Annotated in this window: 15 protein-coding genes; 4 read left to right on the top strand and 11 right to left on the bottom strand. The window is 35.3% G+C overall.

Features of this window, described 5'->3' with window-relative positions; all coding sequences use genetic code 11:
- Positions 1–143: 143 nt before the first annotated feature.
- Positions 144–587 carry a nucleoside deaminase gene (locus tag R2782_RS04360; protein WP_371266849.1) on the bottom strand — a complete coding sequence of 148 codons (444 nt, stop codon included), beginning with the start codon at positions 585–587 and terminating at the stop codon, positions 144–146.
- Between the two features lie 38 nt (positions 588–625).
- On the opposite strand from R2782_RS04360, the gene R2782_RS04355 reads away from it, so the two are divergent.
- Positions 626–2,392, top strand: a complete 1,767-nt coding sequence (locus R2782_RS04355) for a 1-deoxy-D-xylulose-5-phosphate synthase (protein WP_371266848.1) — start codon at positions 626–628, stop codon at positions 2,390–2,392.
- A gap of 43 nt (positions 2,393–2,435) precedes the next feature.
- On the top strand, positions 2,436–3,389 hold the full coding sequence (locus R2782_RS04350) for a DUF3078 domain-containing protein (protein WP_371266847.1): 954 nt from the start codon (positions 2,436–2,438) through the stop codon (positions 3,387–3,389).
- Here the strand turns inward: R2782_RS04350 and R2782_RS04345 are convergent.
- The 10 genes from R2782_RS04345 to R2782_RS04300 form a co-directional block, all read right to left on the bottom strand.
- Positions 3,386–4,726: a deoxyguanosinetriphosphate triphosphohydrolase gene (locus tag R2782_RS04345; RefSeq protein WP_371266846.1), complete on the bottom strand. Its 1,341-nt coding sequence runs from the start codon at positions 4,724–4,726 to the stop codon at positions 3,386–3,388. The two genes, R2782_RS04350 and R2782_RS04345, sit on opposite strands and share 4 nt — an antisense overlap.
- A gap of 27 nt (positions 4,727–4,753) precedes the next feature.
- Positions 4,754–5,203 carry a GNAT family N-acetyltransferase gene (locus R2782_RS04340; protein ID WP_371266845.1) on the bottom strand — a complete coding sequence of 150 codons (450 nt, stop codon included), beginning with the start codon at positions 5,201–5,203 and terminating at the stop codon, positions 4,754–4,756.
- A 5-nt stretch (positions 5,204–5,208) separates the two neighbouring features.
- Positions 5,209–5,433, bottom strand: a complete 225-nt coding sequence (locus tag R2782_RS04335; RefSeq protein ID WP_371266844.1) for a hypothetical protein — start codon at positions 5,431–5,433, stop codon at positions 5,209–5,211.
- A gap of 281 nt (positions 5,434–5,714) precedes the next feature.
- A complete protein-coding gene (locus R2782_RS04330) occupies positions 5,715–5,996 on the bottom strand; it encodes a F0F1 ATP synthase subunit epsilon (RefSeq protein ID WP_371266843.1) in 282 nt (93 codons plus the stop codon).
- Positions 5,997–6,066: 70 nt separating this feature from the next.
- Entirely contained in the window at positions 6,067–7,578 is a 1,512-nt protein-coding gene (atpD, locus tag R2782_RS04325) for a F0F1 ATP synthase subunit beta (RefSeq protein WP_371266842.1), read from the bottom strand.
- 219 nt (positions 7,579–7,797) lie between these two features.
- Positions 7,798–9,363, bottom strand: a complete 1,566-nt coding sequence (locus R2782_RS04320; RefSeq protein WP_371266841.1) for an SGNH/GDSL hydrolase family protein — start codon at positions 9,361–9,363, stop codon at positions 7,798–7,800.
- An 18-nt stretch (positions 9,364–9,381) separates the two neighbouring features.
- The gene (locus R2782_RS04315) at positions 9,382–12,261 is read right to left on the bottom strand and encodes a TonB-dependent receptor domain-containing protein (RefSeq protein WP_371266840.1); all 2,880 of its coding nucleotides are present in this window, start codon (positions 12,259–12,261) and stop codon (positions 9,382–9,384) included.
- A gap of 286 nt (positions 12,262–12,547) precedes the next feature.
- The gene (gene glmS / locus R2782_RS04310) at positions 12,548–14,395 is read right to left on the bottom strand and encodes a glutamine--fructose-6-phosphate transaminase (isomerizing) (RefSeq protein WP_371266839.1); all 1,848 of its coding nucleotides are present in this window, start codon (positions 14,393–14,395) and stop codon (positions 12,548–12,550) included.
- 12 nt (positions 14,396–14,407) lie between these two features.
- Positions 14,408–16,018 carry a DUF4270 domain-containing protein gene (locus R2782_RS04305; protein ID WP_371266838.1) on the bottom strand — a complete coding sequence of 537 codons (1,611 nt, stop codon included), beginning with the start codon at positions 16,016–16,018 and terminating at the stop codon, positions 14,408–14,410.
- A gap of 13 nt (positions 16,019–16,031) precedes the next feature.
- Positions 16,032–16,838 (bottom strand): glycogen/starch synthase, encoded by an 807-nt coding sequence (locus R2782_RS04300; RefSeq protein ID WP_371266837.1) that lies wholly within the window; start codon positions 16,836–16,838, stop codon positions 16,032–16,034.
- 107 nt (positions 16,839–16,945) lie between these two features.
- Between R2782_RS04300 and panC the strand changes: the two genes are divergently transcribed.
- Positions 16,946–17,794 carry a pantoate--beta-alanine ligase gene (gene panC, locus R2782_RS04295; protein WP_371266836.1) on the top strand — a complete coding sequence of 283 codons (849 nt, stop codon included), beginning with the start codon at positions 16,946–16,948 and terminating at the stop codon, positions 17,792–17,794.
- A 13-nt stretch (positions 17,795–17,807) separates the two neighbouring features.
- Entirely contained in the window at positions 17,808–18,158 is a 351-nt protein-coding gene (gene panD / locus R2782_RS04290; protein ID WP_371266835.1) for an aspartate 1-decarboxylase, read from the top strand.
- Position 18,159: the final 1 nt, after the last annotated feature.

Here is an 18,159-nt window from a genome sequence, read left to right as displayed (position 1 = left end):
AACATCTACTAAATTTTTACTTTTAATACGAAAAATTATTGAAAAAGCTATACAACTCAGTAATCAACAAATCTATAGTTGAAACAAGATTTACTGTTATCCTATAAATTAAAAATAACAAATCCATGCCTTTATACCGTTAATCACTTCCGCTTTGAAGCGAAAAAACACACCATCAATTCAGCTGCTTCTTTAGACAAAACACCTGAAACAACCTCCGTTTTTGGATGAAGTTTTGTCCCCATTGACAAAAAACCACGTTGTTCGTCTCGAGCACCAAACACAATTTTGGAGATTTGACTCCAATACAAAGCACCGGCACACATTTGGCAAGGTTCTAAAGTAACATACAATGAGCACCCTTTTAAATATTTTCCGCCCAAGAAATTGGAAGCAGAAGTAATCGCCTGCATTTCAGCATGGGCAGTAACATCGTGGAGTAATTCAGTTAAATTGTGTGTTCGAGCAATTATTTTATTATCTATCACAATCACTGCTCCTACTGGAATCTCACCTTTTTCAAAAGCAATTGCAGCTTCCTGCAAAGCTTTTTTCATAAAATATTCATCATTGAAAGGGTTTTCCATAGAAACAAAAATACAATTTCAATTCGTACATTTGTGTCATGCATACAAATTTATTGGCACATATCGAATTTCCTTCTGATTTACGAAAATTAAACGCAACTCAACTCCCTCAATTGGCACAGGAATTACGTGATTTTATTATTGATATTGTTTCGGTAAAAGAAGGCCATTTAGGAGCGAGTTTAGGTGTGGTAGAATTAACCATCGCTTTGCATTATGTGTTCAATACCCCCAAAGATTTGTTGGTTTGGGATGTGGGTCATCAAGCCTACGGACATAAAATTTTAACCGGACGAAAATCTGTTTTTCATACTAATCGACAATTCAATGGTATTTCCGGATTTCCTAAACGAAGCGAAAGTGAATTTGACACGTTTGGAGTTGGGCATTCATCCACTTCAATTTCCGCAGCGTTGGGCATGGCGATTGCATCACAACTGAAAGGTGAGAACAAACATCATATTGCTGTGATTGGAGATGCTTCGATTGCGAGTGGCATGGCATTTGAAGGGTTGAATCACGCAGGTGTTACCGATGCTGATTTACTTGTTATTTTGAATGATAATGCCATTGGAATTGATCCAAGTGTTGGTGCATTGAAAAATTATCTCACTGCGGTGAAAGAAGGGAAAAATCCAAAAGTGAATAACATGATTAAGTCGTTGAATTTTGATTATTCAGGACCGATTGACGGACATGATATTTTTGGAATTATTTCGGAATTGGAACGGTTGAAAAAAGTAAAAGGTCCAAAGTTTTTGCACGTCATTACCACCAAAGGAAAAGGGCTAAAAAAAGCAGAAGAAGATCAGGTAAAGTATCATGCCCCGGGAAAATTTGATAAAATTACCGGTGAAATTCATTTAAAAGAAGAAAAGCATCTTCCTCCAAAATTTCAGGATGTATTTGGTTTGACTTTGGTAGAGTTGGCCCAACAAAATGAGAAAATTATCGGTATTACACCCGCAATGCCTACCGGAAGTTCACTTAAATTCATGATGGAAGCTTTTCCTGACAGAGCCTTTGATGTTGGAATTGCCGAACAGCATGCTGTAACTCTTTCTGCAGGAATGGCCACTCAAGGTATGGTCGTTTTTTGTAACATCTATTCTACCTTTTTACAACGAGCCTATGATCAGATTATTCATGATGTAGCGTTGCAAAATCTACCCGTCATCTTTTGTTTAGACAGATCGGGTTTGGTAGGCGAAGACGGAGCTACTCACCACGGCGTTTTTGATTTAGCTTATTTGCGATGTATCCCTAACATGATTATTTATTCTCCTAGAAATGAGATTGAATTACGAAATATGCTTTATACCGCTCAGTTAGGTTTGAGTCATCCGATTGCGATTCGTTATCCAAGAGGGAGAGGAGAAATAATTAATTGGTGTCAAACCTTTCAAAAAATTGACATTGGAAAAGCTTCTTTATTGACAAAAGGTAAAAAAGTTGCCATATTATCGAATGGTTTCATTGGCCGAAATATAACTATAGCTTTAACCCAATTGGAAAATGCTGAACTTTTTTCGCAGTATGATTTTCCGTTTGTCAAACCTTTGGATGAAACTCTTTTACACATCATTTTTAAAGAATATAGTAGCATTATTACTATTGAAGAAGGAACAATATTAGGTGGATTTGGGTCTGCTATTGCGGAATTTAAATCAAAAAACAATTACATCATTCCTCTTAAAATTTTAGGGATTCCAGACCAATTTATTGAACAAGGAACAATTGATGAACTACAGCGTTTTAGTGAAATTAATGTGAAAAGTTTGATTTCAATTTTGTCAACTTATTGAAAATGGTCATTTTTGCCATTATTTTTTAATTTTAAAATAGATAATGAGGTTTTCCATACTTTTACTTTTCCTATTACTCTTTTATTCTCATCCATTATTTAGTCAAACACTTGTTTCGGAAAGCGATACAATTCCGAGAGATACTACTTATTGGACCAAGAAGAATATTGCAGGTTTAGATTTTAGTCAAATTGCCTTTATGAATTGGAATGCGGGAGGAAATAGCTCAGTATCTGGATTGCTTAAAGGTGATTTTTCTCGCAAATATGTTCGAGCAAACGTAATTTGGAATAATGAAATGTCGCTACGTTACGGCATCAACAAACAAGAAGGAAGAGAACTTCGTAAAACAGATGATGCATTTTCATTTCTTTCCAATTATGGCTATAAAAAACATCCTGAATCGAATTGGTATTATTCTGCTCGTTTTAGTTTTGCTACGCAATTTACTGATGGTTACTCCTATCCAAACACAGATGAGCCAATATCGAGGTTATTTGCACCTGCTTATATTTTTCTTGGAGCAGGTTCTGAATATAATCGGAAAGATTTGAATATGAATTTTTATTTTTCTCCTTTAACCGTAAAAACAACGCTTGTACTAGATCAACGTTTAGCTGATATGGGATCATTTGGTGTGACTAAAGCAATTTACGACGAAGAGGGAAATTTAGTTAGAAGAGGTCACAAATCAAGAACCGAATTTGGTTTGCTTTTTAATAGCTATTGGAAGAAAGAATTCTATAAAAATATGTTTTTTGAACACAGACTTTCTCTCTATTCCGATTACATAAATAACTTTGGAAATGTTGATATAGACTGGCAATTAGGCGTAGATTTAGTTGTTAATCAATATGTTAAAGCAAATGTAGGCATTCACATGATTTATGATGATGACATTAAAGCCAAAGAAGAAATTGCCGGCGAACAAGTGACTGTTGGCCCAAAATTGCAACTAAAACAAGCGTTAGGAATTGGCGTAACCTATGCATTTTAGCTATTTGACGAAATAATCTTATTCAATAAAAGAGCATTTCCATCGGTTAATAAAGAAATATAATGCGAAATATGCAGTAATCTTTCGTATAAATTTGCTTTTTCTACTTGGTATTTCTCCGGTAATAGTTTCAACAATAATTGGTCATAATTGGTCATTTTTCCTTCGTGCTTATTGTTAAAAGCAGTGATGAATTTGTCTAGCAAATTGTTAATGATATGATAACCGGTAATTTCCTTTTGGATAACTTCCTGACTTTGATAAATCTTTTTTACACTCAATTTGATGATATCATCCATTTGGGCTTTATATTTGCTTTTATCGGTTAACGCAAACGGAAACTTTCCTTGCAAGATTGCTTCTTCATTTTCAATAAATACACGCACAGCATCATTGATTAAGCTTCCAATCGCCAATGCACGTAAATAGCTGATACGGTCTTCTTTGGTTGTTAAGGAATTATATTTGGACGAATCGATACTTTCTTTTACTAATTTGATTAAATATTCTAAGGCAAAGTCCTCCTCTACTAAACCTAAATTAATCCCATCTTCAAAATCAATAATGGTGTAGCAAATGTCGTCTGCAGCTTCCACTAAATAGGCTAACGGATGTCGTTCATAGCCCAAATCATCTCCGGATTTATTTGGAATTAAGCCTAATTCTTCGGCTACTTCTTTAAAAAAAGCTTTATCTTGCTGAAAGAATCCATACTTTTTATCGGCTATGGCATTGGTTGGTTTTTTGGGTAAACTTTCTTTGGGGTATTTCATAAAAGCTCCCAAAGTAGCATAGGATATTCGCAATCCGCCTTCGATACCGGCTCGGTTTCCGGTGAGCACAGAAAAACCGTTTGCATTTCCTTCAAAATCGATTAAATCTTGCCATTCTTTGGCGGTGAGCTGGCTTTTATATTGCTGACCGTTTCCGTTTTTAAAATATTCGCCAATCGCCTTTTCTCCTGAATGTCCGAAAGGTGGGTTTCCGATGTCGTGAGCCAAACAAGCGGCTGCAACGATAGCTCCAAAATCATTCATGTGAAAACCGTGAGCTTCTTTAAGGTAGGGGTATTTTTCGATGATTTTTTTACCAACTAATCGACCAATGGAACGACCAACTACTGATACTTCCAAACTATGCGTTAGTCGCGTATGAACAAAATCAGTTTTTGAAAGTGGAATAACTTGTGTTTTATCTTGTAAGCTTCGAAAAGCGGCCGAAAAAATGATTCGGTCGTAATCGACTTCAAAACCCAAACGAGTGTCGTCTTGTTCTATTCTGAGTCGTTTTCCTTTATCGCCCTGACGTTTTAAGGATAAAAGTTGTTCCCACTTCATAGTTTAATTTTATAATAAATTATCTGTTTAAAGGTGTTTTTTCATGCAAATACTATTTTCAACACCTATATATTGACCATAGTTTTCAATAATCTGATAACCCATTTTTTGATATAAAGAAATGGCGTCTTTTAACTCAACACCTGTTTCAAGAATAGCTACTGAATAGTTTTCCTCTCTTGCCCAATTCTCCAATTCAGTTAAAATCGCTTTTGCTACTCCTTTTCCTCTTTGTTCGGGAAAGGTAAACATTCTTTTTATTTCGATTGTTTCAGTATCATATTCTTTGTAAGCTCCAATGCCGACAGGAATTTTATTTTCATAGGCTATTAGTGCATTTTTTAATAAATTCGATTTATTAAATTGCGAATAAAATGCATGGTCTTCTCCGTCAATAACCTGCAAATAATCATCGAGTTGTACAACCAATTTTTGAAAATCGGTATGATTGGATGTTGTTCGAAATAAAACAATCATTGTAGTTACTTTTTATCGTTTGCTAAAAAGAAATTCTTAGATTTTTTTGGGTATTGATTATAACTGATGTCACTTGGATTTTCTATAACCGATTTGATATTAATTTCATCGCCTATTTTGAAATTGGCTTCGGTATATTTGAAGTCTAACAAATATTCTCCGCAGAAATAATTGCCTTTTTCATCCTTTTCGATGATGCCGGAATAAACTCCTTTTTTATCTTTTGACATGTTTTTTGAATTGATATTCAAATGTACGAATTGAAAGTTGAATTAAGAAGAAATTGAATGGAATTGGTTGTGAAGTCGGTTTTTAGCCCCGATAGAAGTGAAAAGCCTTTTGCAGGATTGTTGCATTTTTTCTTGGCAAAAAAAAGCAACCAACGGAAGCTCTTTTTTGCCTTAGAAAAAAGCAACAAGACAAAAAAGCTTGAAACGGATAGCGGGAAATAGCTCATAAAAAAAAGTCACACATTACTGCGTGACTTTTTTATTTACTGTTTTGAAAATATTTAGTCGGCTAAAACGATTACTTTGTTGTCTTTCATTTCGATGGTTCCCGAATTGATTTCTAACGTATAGGTTTGGTCATTTACTTTAGTAAACTTTGCAGCCACATCTTTATTTATTTTGAAACTTGAGGCAACAATTTTTACAGTTCCTTGTTTTAAAATAGAAACAATTGGTGCGTGATTATTTAAAATTTGAAATGAACCGTCAACTCCAGGTAAGGTGATTGATGTGATTTCGCCTTTAAATAATGTAGCTTCCGGGGATACTATTTCTAAAATCATTTTGTTTAGTTTACATTCTCAGTTTACAGTCTCAGTCCTGAAAACTGAAAACTGAAAACTGACAACTTGATTATGCTTCTGCTAACATTTTTTGTCCGGCTTCGATTGCGTCTTCTATGGTTCCTTTCAAGTTGAAAGCAGCCTCTGGAAGATGATCTAATTCTCCGTCCATAATCATGTTAAATCCTTTGATTGTATCTTTAATGTCTACTAATACTCCAGGTATACCTGTAAACTGTTCTGCAACGTGGAATGGTTGAGACAAGAAACGTTGCACACGTCGAGCACGTGATACAGCTAGCTTATCATCTTCAGAAAGCTCTTCCATACCAAGAATGGCAATAATGTCTTGTAACTGTTTGTACTTTTGAAGAATTTCTTTTACTCTTTGTGCACACTCATAATGATCTTTCCCTAAAATTTCAGGAGTTAAGATTCTAGAAGTAGAATCAAGCGGATCAACTGCAGGATAAATACCTAACTCAGCAATTTTACGAGACAATACGGTTGTTGCATCTAAGTGGGCAAATGTTGTAGCCGGAGCAGGGTCAGTTAAGTCATCTGCCGGTACATAAACTGCTTGTACAGAGGTAATAGAACCTTTTTTAGTAGAAGTGATACGCTCTTGCATAGCACCCATTTCCGTTGCTAAAGTGGGTTGATAACCTACCGCAGATGGCATACGCCCTAAAAGAGCAGAAACTTCAGAACCTGCTTGCGTAAAACGGAAGATATTGTCTACGAAGAAAAGCACATCTTTCCCTTGGTCTGAACCTGCTCCATCACGGAAGTATTCTGCAATAGAAAGTCCCGATAATGCAACACGAGCACGAGCCCCTGGTGGTTCATTCATCTGACCGAATACAAAAGTAGCTTTAGACTCTCTCATACCCATTTTATCAACTTTAGTTAAATCCCAACCTCCATTTTCCATAGAGTGCATGAAATCTTCACCGTATTTAATAATTCCTGACTCTAACATCTCACGAAGTAAGTCATTCCCTTCACGAGTTCTCTCTCCTACTCCAGCGAATACTGAAAGTCCACCGTGACCTTTTGCAATATTGTTAATCAACTCTTGAATCAAAACCGTTTTACCTACACCGGCACCACCAAACAAACCGATTTTTCCTCCTTTGGCATAAGGCTCGATAAGGTCAATAACTTTGATACCAGTGAATAAAACTTCGGTAGAAGTGGATAATTGGTCAAAACTAGGAGCAGGTCTGTGAATAGAAATTCCATTTTCCCCTGTTTTTGGCAAATCTCCCAAACCATCAATGGCATCACCAATCACATTAAAAAGTCTTCCATAAACATCAGCACCTATTGGCATCTGGATAGGAGATCCGGTAGCAACAACTTCTGTACCTCTACTTAATCCGTCTGTAGAGTCCATTGAAATGGTTCTAACAGTGTCCTCGCCAATATGAGACTGTACTTCCAATACTAATTTTGTACCATCTTTTTTATTGATTTCTAGTGAATCATAAATTTTTGGTAATTCTGCAACTTTAGAATCGAACACTACATCTACTACAGGTCCGATGATTTGGGCAACTTTTCCTACTACTTTTGACATTGCTTATGTATTTATTTAATAGCTATTTATGTTTATTGTAAACACGTCTTTTTTCAGAGTGCAAAGATAAATTTTAAAAATATAAAATCAATAGCAAACAGATGTTTTTTTTAGGTTTTTTTGAATAAGTTGAAGTTGTGTATGTCTAAACTTAAAAATAGTGTAGAAAAACAAAAAAACCACCTTATTATAAGGTGGTTTTGAAGAAAATATTTATAACTAAAAATTAGCTGAATCTTGAGGGTATAATATTCTGTAATCACCTATGTTTACCCCTTTAAAATTTGACCCATAAGTAGCATTAATTGCTTCAAAAAACTTGTTTGCAATTAACGCATAGCCTCTTGGACTTGGATGCACACCATCTAAAGAAAATCCTCCACCGGTTACAAAGTTGGAAGTCACAGTAAAGTTATTGGCAGTAATTCCTCCGTTTGAAACTTGATTTAATAATGAATTAGCATCGACAAAAGCGAGCCCTTTAGCAGATGCTAAAGATTGAATTGTAGCATTGAACGCATCTGTCGCCGTTTTGACTTGAGCAGTCTCATCGGCAGTCAATACCGCACTATCTTGCATTGGATAGGAAACCCCAACAGTATTAAAAGGAGCCGGTGCTGCAGTTGTAGTTGTTCCTATTATTCCACTTGCTGTTAATACAATATAATCTCTCGAACCCATTGCATTACTAGCATGTCTGGTTTGACCGAACAAATTTCCTAAAAAGGCAGCTGTTGGGCCTCCATAGATAGGAGTAAGTGCTGCTGTAATTTGAGCAGAAATATTAATTAACGATTCATCAACAATTAGTAAAGGGTTTGCCTCAACGGTAGCCGAATTTCCGTCGTCTGCCATTAAAGTAACATAACGAGCAGGAAGCCCTGCACCAGCTAAAGCTGCATTAATACCTCCAAATAATTGATTTAAAGAAGTTGCATTAGCACTTGGTAATCCCGGAATAGGGTTGGTGGGAACAGTTGTAAAATAGGGGACCGAAGTAACATCAGGAATATTCGCCACAACTCCTTTTGCACCTCCTGCTGTTAAGCCATCTAGTATAGTTGAGTAAACACTAGCAAATACTGTTGGGTCTGTTATGTCATTTCCTCCGTAGGTTGCAGGATTTAAATTTCCTAATTGATTTGTACCCGCACCTCCAGAAGTAGCATAACCTAACACATCATTATTTCCAATCCACAAAGAAAAAAATGTTGGGTTTTGAGCAACAGCATCTCCTAATACTGTAGCAGATGGTGAAGAAGCAAAGCGAACATAGTAAGGATTAGATTGTCCTAAAGCTACACCTGCAACATTACCGTAACCAGGAGCTACTAAATGATAACTTTTTGCTCCCGGAACACCCATGTTGTTAAAAGGTCCCGATAAAACATTTGAAACCTCTGTTGAAGGAATTTCTGATACCGGAACCGGTCCTGATCCGTTAAAATATAATCTTGGTCCTGCAATTAGGTTTCCTCCCAAGAGTAATCCTCCAACGTTATCATTCATAAACGGAATTTTAAATTCTCCTCCTCCAACTAACGCGAATTGACTTGCTAAAATAGCAGGAAATGAATTTGCTTGTCCTTCCATAAAAAGAGCATTATCACTATAACCTGCTGTTAGTGAATTTCCTAAAGAAACATATTTAGAAAAATCCGCAGACCCTGCAGTTAATGGTAATCCATCGGCAGTTTCATTAACAACTACTGCATCATCGTCACTACATGCTATCATGGTTAAAGCAACCAATAAAAGCCATTTATTATTTTTTATCATTTTCATATAGGTTTATGTTGTTGATTATTGATTAATAGTTAGTCCAACAAAGAATTGTTGACCGATTGCTCCAGCACCTAAAACTTGAATATACTCTTGTCCTCCAAGGTTAGTTGCTCCCACTTTTATAACTGTTTTTAATTTTGGAATGGCATAGTTAATTTGAGCATCGATAACGGTAGCTTCTTCAATCATACCATCAACAAAAGTTGATTGCCATAAATATTCCGAATTCCATCTTGCACTGACATTAAACCCAAAATTCTTAAACAATTTATCATTACTTAATGATCCTTTTACTCTGTGCTTAGGTGTATTGAAACCAGCTTCAAAACTTGGATCTAAAGCTTGGTCAAAACTAAACTCAGCATAGTTGTAATTTGCACCAATTTCAAAATCTTTGTAAATTTTGGTAGAAAGGCCTAAACCGAAACCTAATGATTTAATTTCAATATCTGTATTTGTATACAACTGATACGCTCTGATATTCCCTGTTTGAATTGCGTGTAATGTTTGGAAGCCAGGATCTGTTGCTCCTGCTCCGGGATTTGGAGAATCTTGTGCGGTTCCATACAAAGGCGCAACAACATTTAGGTTTCCAATAAAATCATTATAAATATTATAGTAACCGTTAATGTCGTATGCGAAGTTTTCAAACTGACCTCTATATCCTAATTCAAAAGCTTTTACCGTTTCAGGTTTAACCAAATCAACATTTGTTCTTTTTAATAATGCAGAAGCTGCAACCGGATCTGAACCTGCTAAAGCCGCAAATGCCTGAACCGATGTTGCAGTATACGAGTTGTAATAAGCATTTTGTCCTGTTAACACCACTGAACTACCTCCGGCGAAAAATTGTCCCTCAGCAGTAGATACAGGTAAAGTTTCACTGTAACGGTCTAAGTTATCCGGTGCAGATCCGATTAAAACCGCATTACCTACATTAAATCCAATATATTGATCTTGGGTAGTTGGGTTACGGAAACCTGTTTGGAAAGATGCTCTAAAGTTATGATTTTTTCTTTCATCCGGTGAGAAAACCAAAGATACCCTTGGCGAAAAATTCCCATCGAAATTTTGACTTTTATCATAACGGGCTGAACCTGTGAACTTAAATTTATCTTGTAAAAATTTCTTTTGAACTTGGGTATAAACACCGTATTCTTCGTAGTCTATTGGTCCAAATTCAGGTGTGTCTGTATAAATTCTACCAAATGAATTCAAGTCATAAATCCTGTACGAACCTCCTATTTGTATTTCAGCAAACTTTAAGATATCTCTAAAATTATAATTTGCATCTGCATGATAAATCTTAGAGTTATCCACTAATTTAGAACCTGTTAGCACATCCGGGTCGGCAATTACCTCATTAAAAGCATTAATAAATTCGGGGGTTCCAGGCAAGAATCTTCCTGAGTCAGCAGCTAATCTAGCTGATGCATGAGCTTGTGCCGGAGTAGCTCCACCTAACGTAGATTGAACATATGCCCCTGCATATTGGCCAAACCAAGTGGAGTCCGGTTTCCACTTTCTGTTTACATTTACAGCGGTAAATTCCATATCATAGGAATTACCTCCGTCTTCAGAAGTTACGTATCCTCTTGCAAAGAAATTTTTACCCATCACTTCTATCTTATGTTGCTGCATTTCAAATCCATTTAGGTAATATCTATTCGCTCCTTGATAAACGGTATTTCCAAATCCAAATTTACTTTGCCATATAAACTCAATCTCTTTTGCCCACTCGGAACTTCCGGTTGCCCATGGTTTGAAATGTAAAGAAAAATCAATTTTTGCATTTCTAACTTTATTGTCCGTAATATCTACTTCGTTATAACCCGTTCTGGAAACATTTACATTTGGTAATACTGCGTTGAAAACAGTAAATTGAGCGGGTGTAATTGCTCCCGCATTAAGTAAACCAGAAGCTACACTTCTAATGTTAGTAGAAACTACATCACCATAAACGTTAATACCATTATAGTTAGGATCTGTTCTATCTGCCCCAATTTTGTTTACCAAATCTTTATCTCTGTAGTCAGTTGCATACCAATCGGTTCCACTCATAAACGTAAAGTTTGCTTTGGCAGCAAAATGCGGAGTAAATGCTTTTGCAGCTCTAACTCCATAATCATAATATATATTATTCCCGGCAGCTTCCTGACTTGTTTGTCCTACTTTTGCATAAGCACTAATCCCTTGGTGGGTAAAAGGACTCTTACTGGTCATAAATAATATCCCGTTAAAGGCGTTTGCTCCATACAATGCTGAAGACGCCCCAGGCAATAATTCAACACTAGCTACATCAATCTCTGATACACCTATTAAGTTTCCTAACACAAAGTTCAATAAAGGTGATGAGTTATCCATTCCATCTACCAACTGCATAAAACGCGTGTTGGCAACCGTTGCAAACCCCCTTGTATTGATAGACTTAAAAGACATACTACTTGTATTCATATGAACTTCTTTTAGGTTCTCTAAACCATCGTAAAAAGTTACCGATGCAGATTTCTTTATATCTCTAACACTCATTCTTTCAATCGTTACCGGAGATTCCCTAACTCTTTCCGGTGCTCTTGAAGCAGACACTACAATTTCGTCAAGTCTTGTTTCTTCTTCAGCCAATACAGCAGAAACTTTTTGATTGTTTGACTTTATTTCTTCTCTTTTGGTCGCAAAACCAATTGAAGAAATCTCAATTGTAAAAGGTGGTTTTTTTTGGGTTGTTAAGGTAAAATTACCATCAAAGTCGGTTGTCGTACCTATATCTTCGCCAACAATTTTAATGTTAGCCCCTGGAATTGGCTGATTTGTATTATCAGCAACTGTTCCTTTAATTGTTGTTTGAGCAAAAGAAATGCTGCAAAAAAACAATGTTAGAAGAATAATTTTCACTTTCATAAAGTTAGAGTTTTTGTTAGTTTACGTTACCAAAGTACAAATATTTTTGAAATTAATAAAAAAAGTGAATTAATTTATCACATTTATCATTAAAAACACCTCGTTTTTATACATTTCACAACGCAAATCCTTGCATTATTTTTAGTTTTTTAGTTTTTTTAGCTCAATTTACTATGCGTTCATATAATTTTATGAATATTAAGTAACAATTTAGCAACTTTAGTAAAAAATAAAAAAAGTGAACATCTTCATGTTCACTTTCTAATATTAATTACAGGAAAATGAATTACTCCACAGTCACTGATTTTGCCAAATTTCTTGGTTGATCTACATTGCAATTTCTCATAACGGCGATGTGATAAGAAAGTAACTGCAACGGAATCGTTGTTAAAAGAGGTGATATTGCATCGGATGTTTCCGGTATCTCGATAACGTGATCAGCTAATTCCCGTACTTGTGTATCGCCTTTGGTCACTACAGCAATAATCTTTCCACTTCTCGATTTAATTTCTTGAATATTACTCACAACTTTATCATAATGCCCCATTTTGGGTGCAATCACTACAACAGGCATTGATTCATCAATTAAGGCAATCGGCCCATGTTTCATTTCAGCTGCCGGATAACCTTCGGCATGGATATAGGATATTTCTTTTAATTTAAGAGCTCCTTCTAAAGCAACAGGAAAATTATATCCTCTACCTAAGTATAAACAATTAGGAGAATCTTTATAAATTTTTGCTATTTCTTTAGCAATTTCATTTGTTTCGAGTGCCTCACCTACTTTGTCAGGAATCATTTCCAATTCCAATAAATATCGATGATAATCAGAATTTGACATTGTTCCTTTGGCTTTTGCTAAACGTAAAGCAATGAGTGTTAATACTGTAATTTGAGTGGTAAATGCTTTAGTCGAAGCTACACCAATTTCCGGTCCGGCATGGGTGTATGCTCCAGCGTCTGTTTCTCTAGAGATGGAAGAACCTACGACATTACAAACTCCAAAAACAAATGCTCCGTTTTCTTTAGCTAATTTAATCGCCGCTAAGGTATCCGCCGTTTCACCGGATTGAGAAATTGCAATAACAATATCTTTTTTATTAATGATTGGGTTTCTGTATCTAAACTCAGAAGCATATTCAACTTCAACAGGAATTCTGGCAAACTCTTCAAAAATATATTCTGCCACCAACCCAGCATGCCATGAAGTTCCACAAGCTACAATAATAATGCGTTCAGCATTAAGGAACTTCTCAAGATTATCTTCTACACCGGCCATTTGAATAATTCCTTTGTTGGAAAGTAATCTTCCTCGATATGTATCCTTAATAACGTTAGGTTGTTCATAAATCTCTTTGAGCATGAAGTGATCATAACCTCCTTTTTCAATCTGCTCTAAGTTCATTTTCAACTCTTGAACATAAGGATCAACCAACGTATCATCTTTTATTTTTCTGACTTTGATAGGTTTATGTAATCGAACAATAGCCATTTCCTCATCTTCCAAATAAATTGCGTTGGATGTATATTCGATAAATGGAGAAGCATCAGAAGCAACAAAAAATTCCCCATCTCCGATTCCGATAGCCAATGGGCTTCCTAATCGAGCAACAACAATTTCATTAGGTTTGTTCTTGTCAAAAACGGCAATTGCATAAGCACCAACAACTTGATTTAATGCTACCTGCACGGCTTTACCTAGCTTTAGATTTTCATTTTTCTGAACATCCTCAATTAAATTAACCAATACTTCAGTATCTGTGTCAGAGTGAAAAACATAACCTCTTTTTATTAATTCTTTTTTTAATGGTTCGTAATTCTCAATAATCCCATTATGAATAATGGCCAAATTTCCGGAGTTAGATAAATGCGGATGAGAATTTACATCATTTGGTACTCCATGGGTGGCCCAACGGGTGTGCCCCATTCCAATTGTTCCAAAGAAATTATTATCCTTTTCAGACACTTCTTCCAGGTCTGTTACTTTACCTTTTGTTTTTGAAACTTTGAGTTCTTTACCATCGTGCAGCATTATTCCTGCACTATCGTAGCCTCTGTATTCAAGACGCTTAAGTCCTTTGACAACAATTGAATAAGCATCTCTTTTTCCAATATATCCAACAATTCCACACATAATTTTAATTATTTAGTCAGGTTTGGTATAATAAATTTCTAAACGTAATCTTTGGTCCAAAGGTACAGAAGATTTACTTCCATACAACACTGTTCCTAAAGGATTCATTATTGAAGCAATTGGCACCTCTTTTATACCGCTTGCCGTTTCATTTCTCAATCTGTAATTTCCAACATTTCCAATTGCTTCTGTGACAACTAAACCTAATCTAACATTCGTAGAATCAGGGTTTTTAAACAGATTGGCGATGTGATTGGTGATTCTGATTTTATAAGTAACTCCCTTTTCATCTTCTAATTTAATTATACCGTCATGAATCAATTTTCCGTATTTTGGTTTGGTTGAATTAACAGTAAAATCATTGTAATAATCTATCAGCGGTATCTTGTTCTTCATGTCATACAAATATATACGATCGGGCTCAGCATTTTCCCCCATTGCATTACGGTCAATTCTAAAAATTAGATTGGCCTCATTAATCAACCATCCATTTGCCCGATATGCTTCTAATTCTGCAGACTCTCCATTTTCATCACGTCCAAACAAATCAATAACCGCCATAGAGCCTGCCCCTCCGTTTAAGTATAACCGTTCATCACCTAGGGTTGCATCAGCAGAGGTCAATGCGTTAGAATAATTTGTATTTCTTTCTTGACTGGTTAGGCAAACTGTATTCCCCGTAAGGGTTAGTTCTAATGTTTTCTCTTCTCTAGACCCTACTGCACCTTGCTCATATTTTATGGTAATTTTTCCACCACTAAAGTTAATCATCGCAAGACTACTCCCATTCGGTTCAACATCTGAGGCTTCCACTTTAAAATACAACCCTCTAAAGTATTCTTTGAAAACATTATTATTAACCAACTTATTCTGGTCATATCCTTCGATAATCTTTTTTTGAAAAAAATCTTTGTTTAATTTTAAGTACATTCCAGGCACCGATTTTGTGGTTGTTTCCTCTTCATCATCATCAACAGTTGTAACTGAAATTTCGGCCGGATTAAAAAAGAATTGATCATTTTCAGAAACATCAGTACCGTTGTTTAACCGCTCACCATGTGAAATAGACGTTCCATCGGGAGAAGCTCCTCTTTTATTGTTTTCAAAATCGGATAATTGATTAGAATAATATTTTTGTGCTTCTGAAAATTCAGTTGATGGGTCAAAATCTCTTAAAAAGTAACCATTTTCAAAAACACTTAGTTTTAACTTTGAAGTTCCATAAACAGAATCGAGTTCATAAGTTGATACACCTTCTTCATCGGTATCTCCTTTTGTACTGAAATAAGGAACGTACAAGATAACCTCTGTAATCTCCGGAGACGCTGTAAAAGTTGGAGTCGTTGTTGGAAGCGATACTTGTGTAACAAAATGAGCAGTAGTCTTCCCGAATGCAGTATTATTATATATTCCCAAAGGATTAATTGTTAAATTATTGGTTTGTACAGCTCCTAAATCTTGATTATAGGCAATTACTGTTGCTTCTTGGTCTTTTTCTCCAAATTGAAAATGGTCTTCACCAAGCACATTACCTCCAATCGTGTTAAATTCCTTGTCACAGGAAAAAAGAAAAAATGCAGTTGCAACAACAGAAGCGTATTGGATAATTTTCTTTGATATCATAAAAAAATAAAATTTATAGAACCTTGTTTTTATAGAAATTGGTGTAATGTTCAGGGTATTCCTCTTTCGGGATGAAAGGTAAAAAAGGTTTTCCTGAAGCTTCTATAAATTTTGTTAAACTTGGTGATAATTTTTCTGAAGCAACTATCACCGCATCAGAATGTTCAACGGAGGCTTTTATTAAATTTTCATAATTAGGCTGTTCTAATATAGCAATAGATTGATGTGGAACCCCGTCAAACTTAATTTTATTGATGAGTTCCATATCTAGGTTCCCATCAAATGACTGAGCATAAACAGATGTTATGATTTTAGTCTCTGAAAAAAGTGCCTCATCTTTGTAAAAGTGTTTCATATATATAGGCAACAAAGATGCCATCCAACCATGAACATGAATAATATCAGGAACCCAATTTAATTTTTTAACCGTTTCCACCACTCCTTTAGCAAAAAAAATCGCCCTTTCGTCATTGTCGCTATACAAATTTCCATCTTCATCAGAAAAAGTAGCTTTCCGTTTAAAATATTCATCATTATCTATAAAATAAACTTGTATTCTCTCTCTCGGAATTGAAGCAACTTTAATAATTAAAGGCATATCTAAGTCGTTCACAACTAGATTCATACCCGACAACCTGATTACCTCATGCAATTGATGCCTCCTTTCATTGATATTACCATATCTTGGCATGAAAATTCTAATCTGACCACCCAAATCATTTACCATCTTGGGAACGTCATAAGACATAATTGAGACTTCATTTTCAGCTAAATAAGGCACTACCTCAGATGATACATACAATATCCTCTTATCCTCCATACGTTTTGAACTTTATCTTTTGAGTTTTTAAAGCATGCAAAATTACAAAATTTTATACAGATATTTAAGTAAAATAGTAAGTTTGCATCAAAACAAATCGATTTTATATGCTCATTTTCAATAAACAAACCGACCTCAAAGCCTATTTAGCATCCTTTTTGGCTTCAAATACCTCTATCGGATTTGTTCCGACTATGGGAGCATTACATGAAGGACACTTATCTTTACTCCGAAAATCACTTCAAGAAAACAAAATGGTTGTGATGAGTATATTTGTAAATCCCACTCAATTTAACAACACTGAAGATCTGGAAAAATACCCAAGAACATTAGACAGAGACATAGAAAAAGTTATTAGTGTTAGCAATAATATAGTTATTTATGCTCCTTCTGTAGAGGATATTTATACAGAAAATATTATTGCACAATCTTTTCATTTCGATGGTTTAGAGCATCAAATGGAAGGAAAACATCGTCCGGGACATTTTAATGGGGTTGGCACTATTGTAAAGAGATTATTCGAAATAGTTCAACCCTCAAAAGCCTACTTTGGCGAAAAAGATTTTCAACAATTACAAATTATTAAAAAATTAGTTCAAAAATATAAAATACCTTTAAAAATTGTAGGTTGTCCAATTCATCGAGAAAAAAACGGATTAGCAATGAGCTCGCGTAATGAACGCCTCTCTGCAAGCGAAAGAGAGGAATCTGCTTTGATTTTCAAAACATTAAAAAACGCCAAAAAAATGTTTGGCACGAAAACTGCTAATGAAGTTTCGAATTTTGTTAAAAAAACATTTGAAAATCATCCTCAATTTTCATTAGAATATTTTCAAATTGCAGATGAAACCACATTAAAACCATGCATACGCAAATCCAAAAACAAAAAATACCGTGCCTTTATTGCTGTTTTTGTTAACAACATTCGATTGATTGATACTATTTCATTAAATTAATTACCTTTGCACCATGCAAATTCAAGTTGTAAAATCCAAGATTCATCGCGTAAAGGTGACTGGAGCAGATTTAAATTACATCGGCAGTATTACTATCGACGAAGCTCTGATGGACGCTTCTAATCTTGTTGAGGGTGAAAAAGTTTCTATCGTTAACATAAACAACGGTGAACGTTTAGAAACATATGTTATAAAAGGCAATCGCAATAGTGGCGAAATTACCCTAAATGGGCCGGCTGCACGAAAAGTCCAAAAAGGAGACATTATTATTATCATTTCTTACGGTATTTTAGATTTTGAAGAAGCAAAATCATTCAAACCGGCTCTGGTTTTTCCTAATGAAAATGACAATTCGTTGACTTAAT

Origin of the sequence: Flavobacterium sp. (genome assembly GCF_041392085.1) — a bacterium.
Taxonomy (GTDB): domain Bacteria; phylum Bacteroidota; class Bacteroidia; order Flavobacteriales; family Flavobacteriaceae; genus Flavobacterium.
The sequence above is the reverse complement of the archived record's forward strand: the minus strand, read 5'-3'. Positions and strand labels throughout refer to the sequence as shown.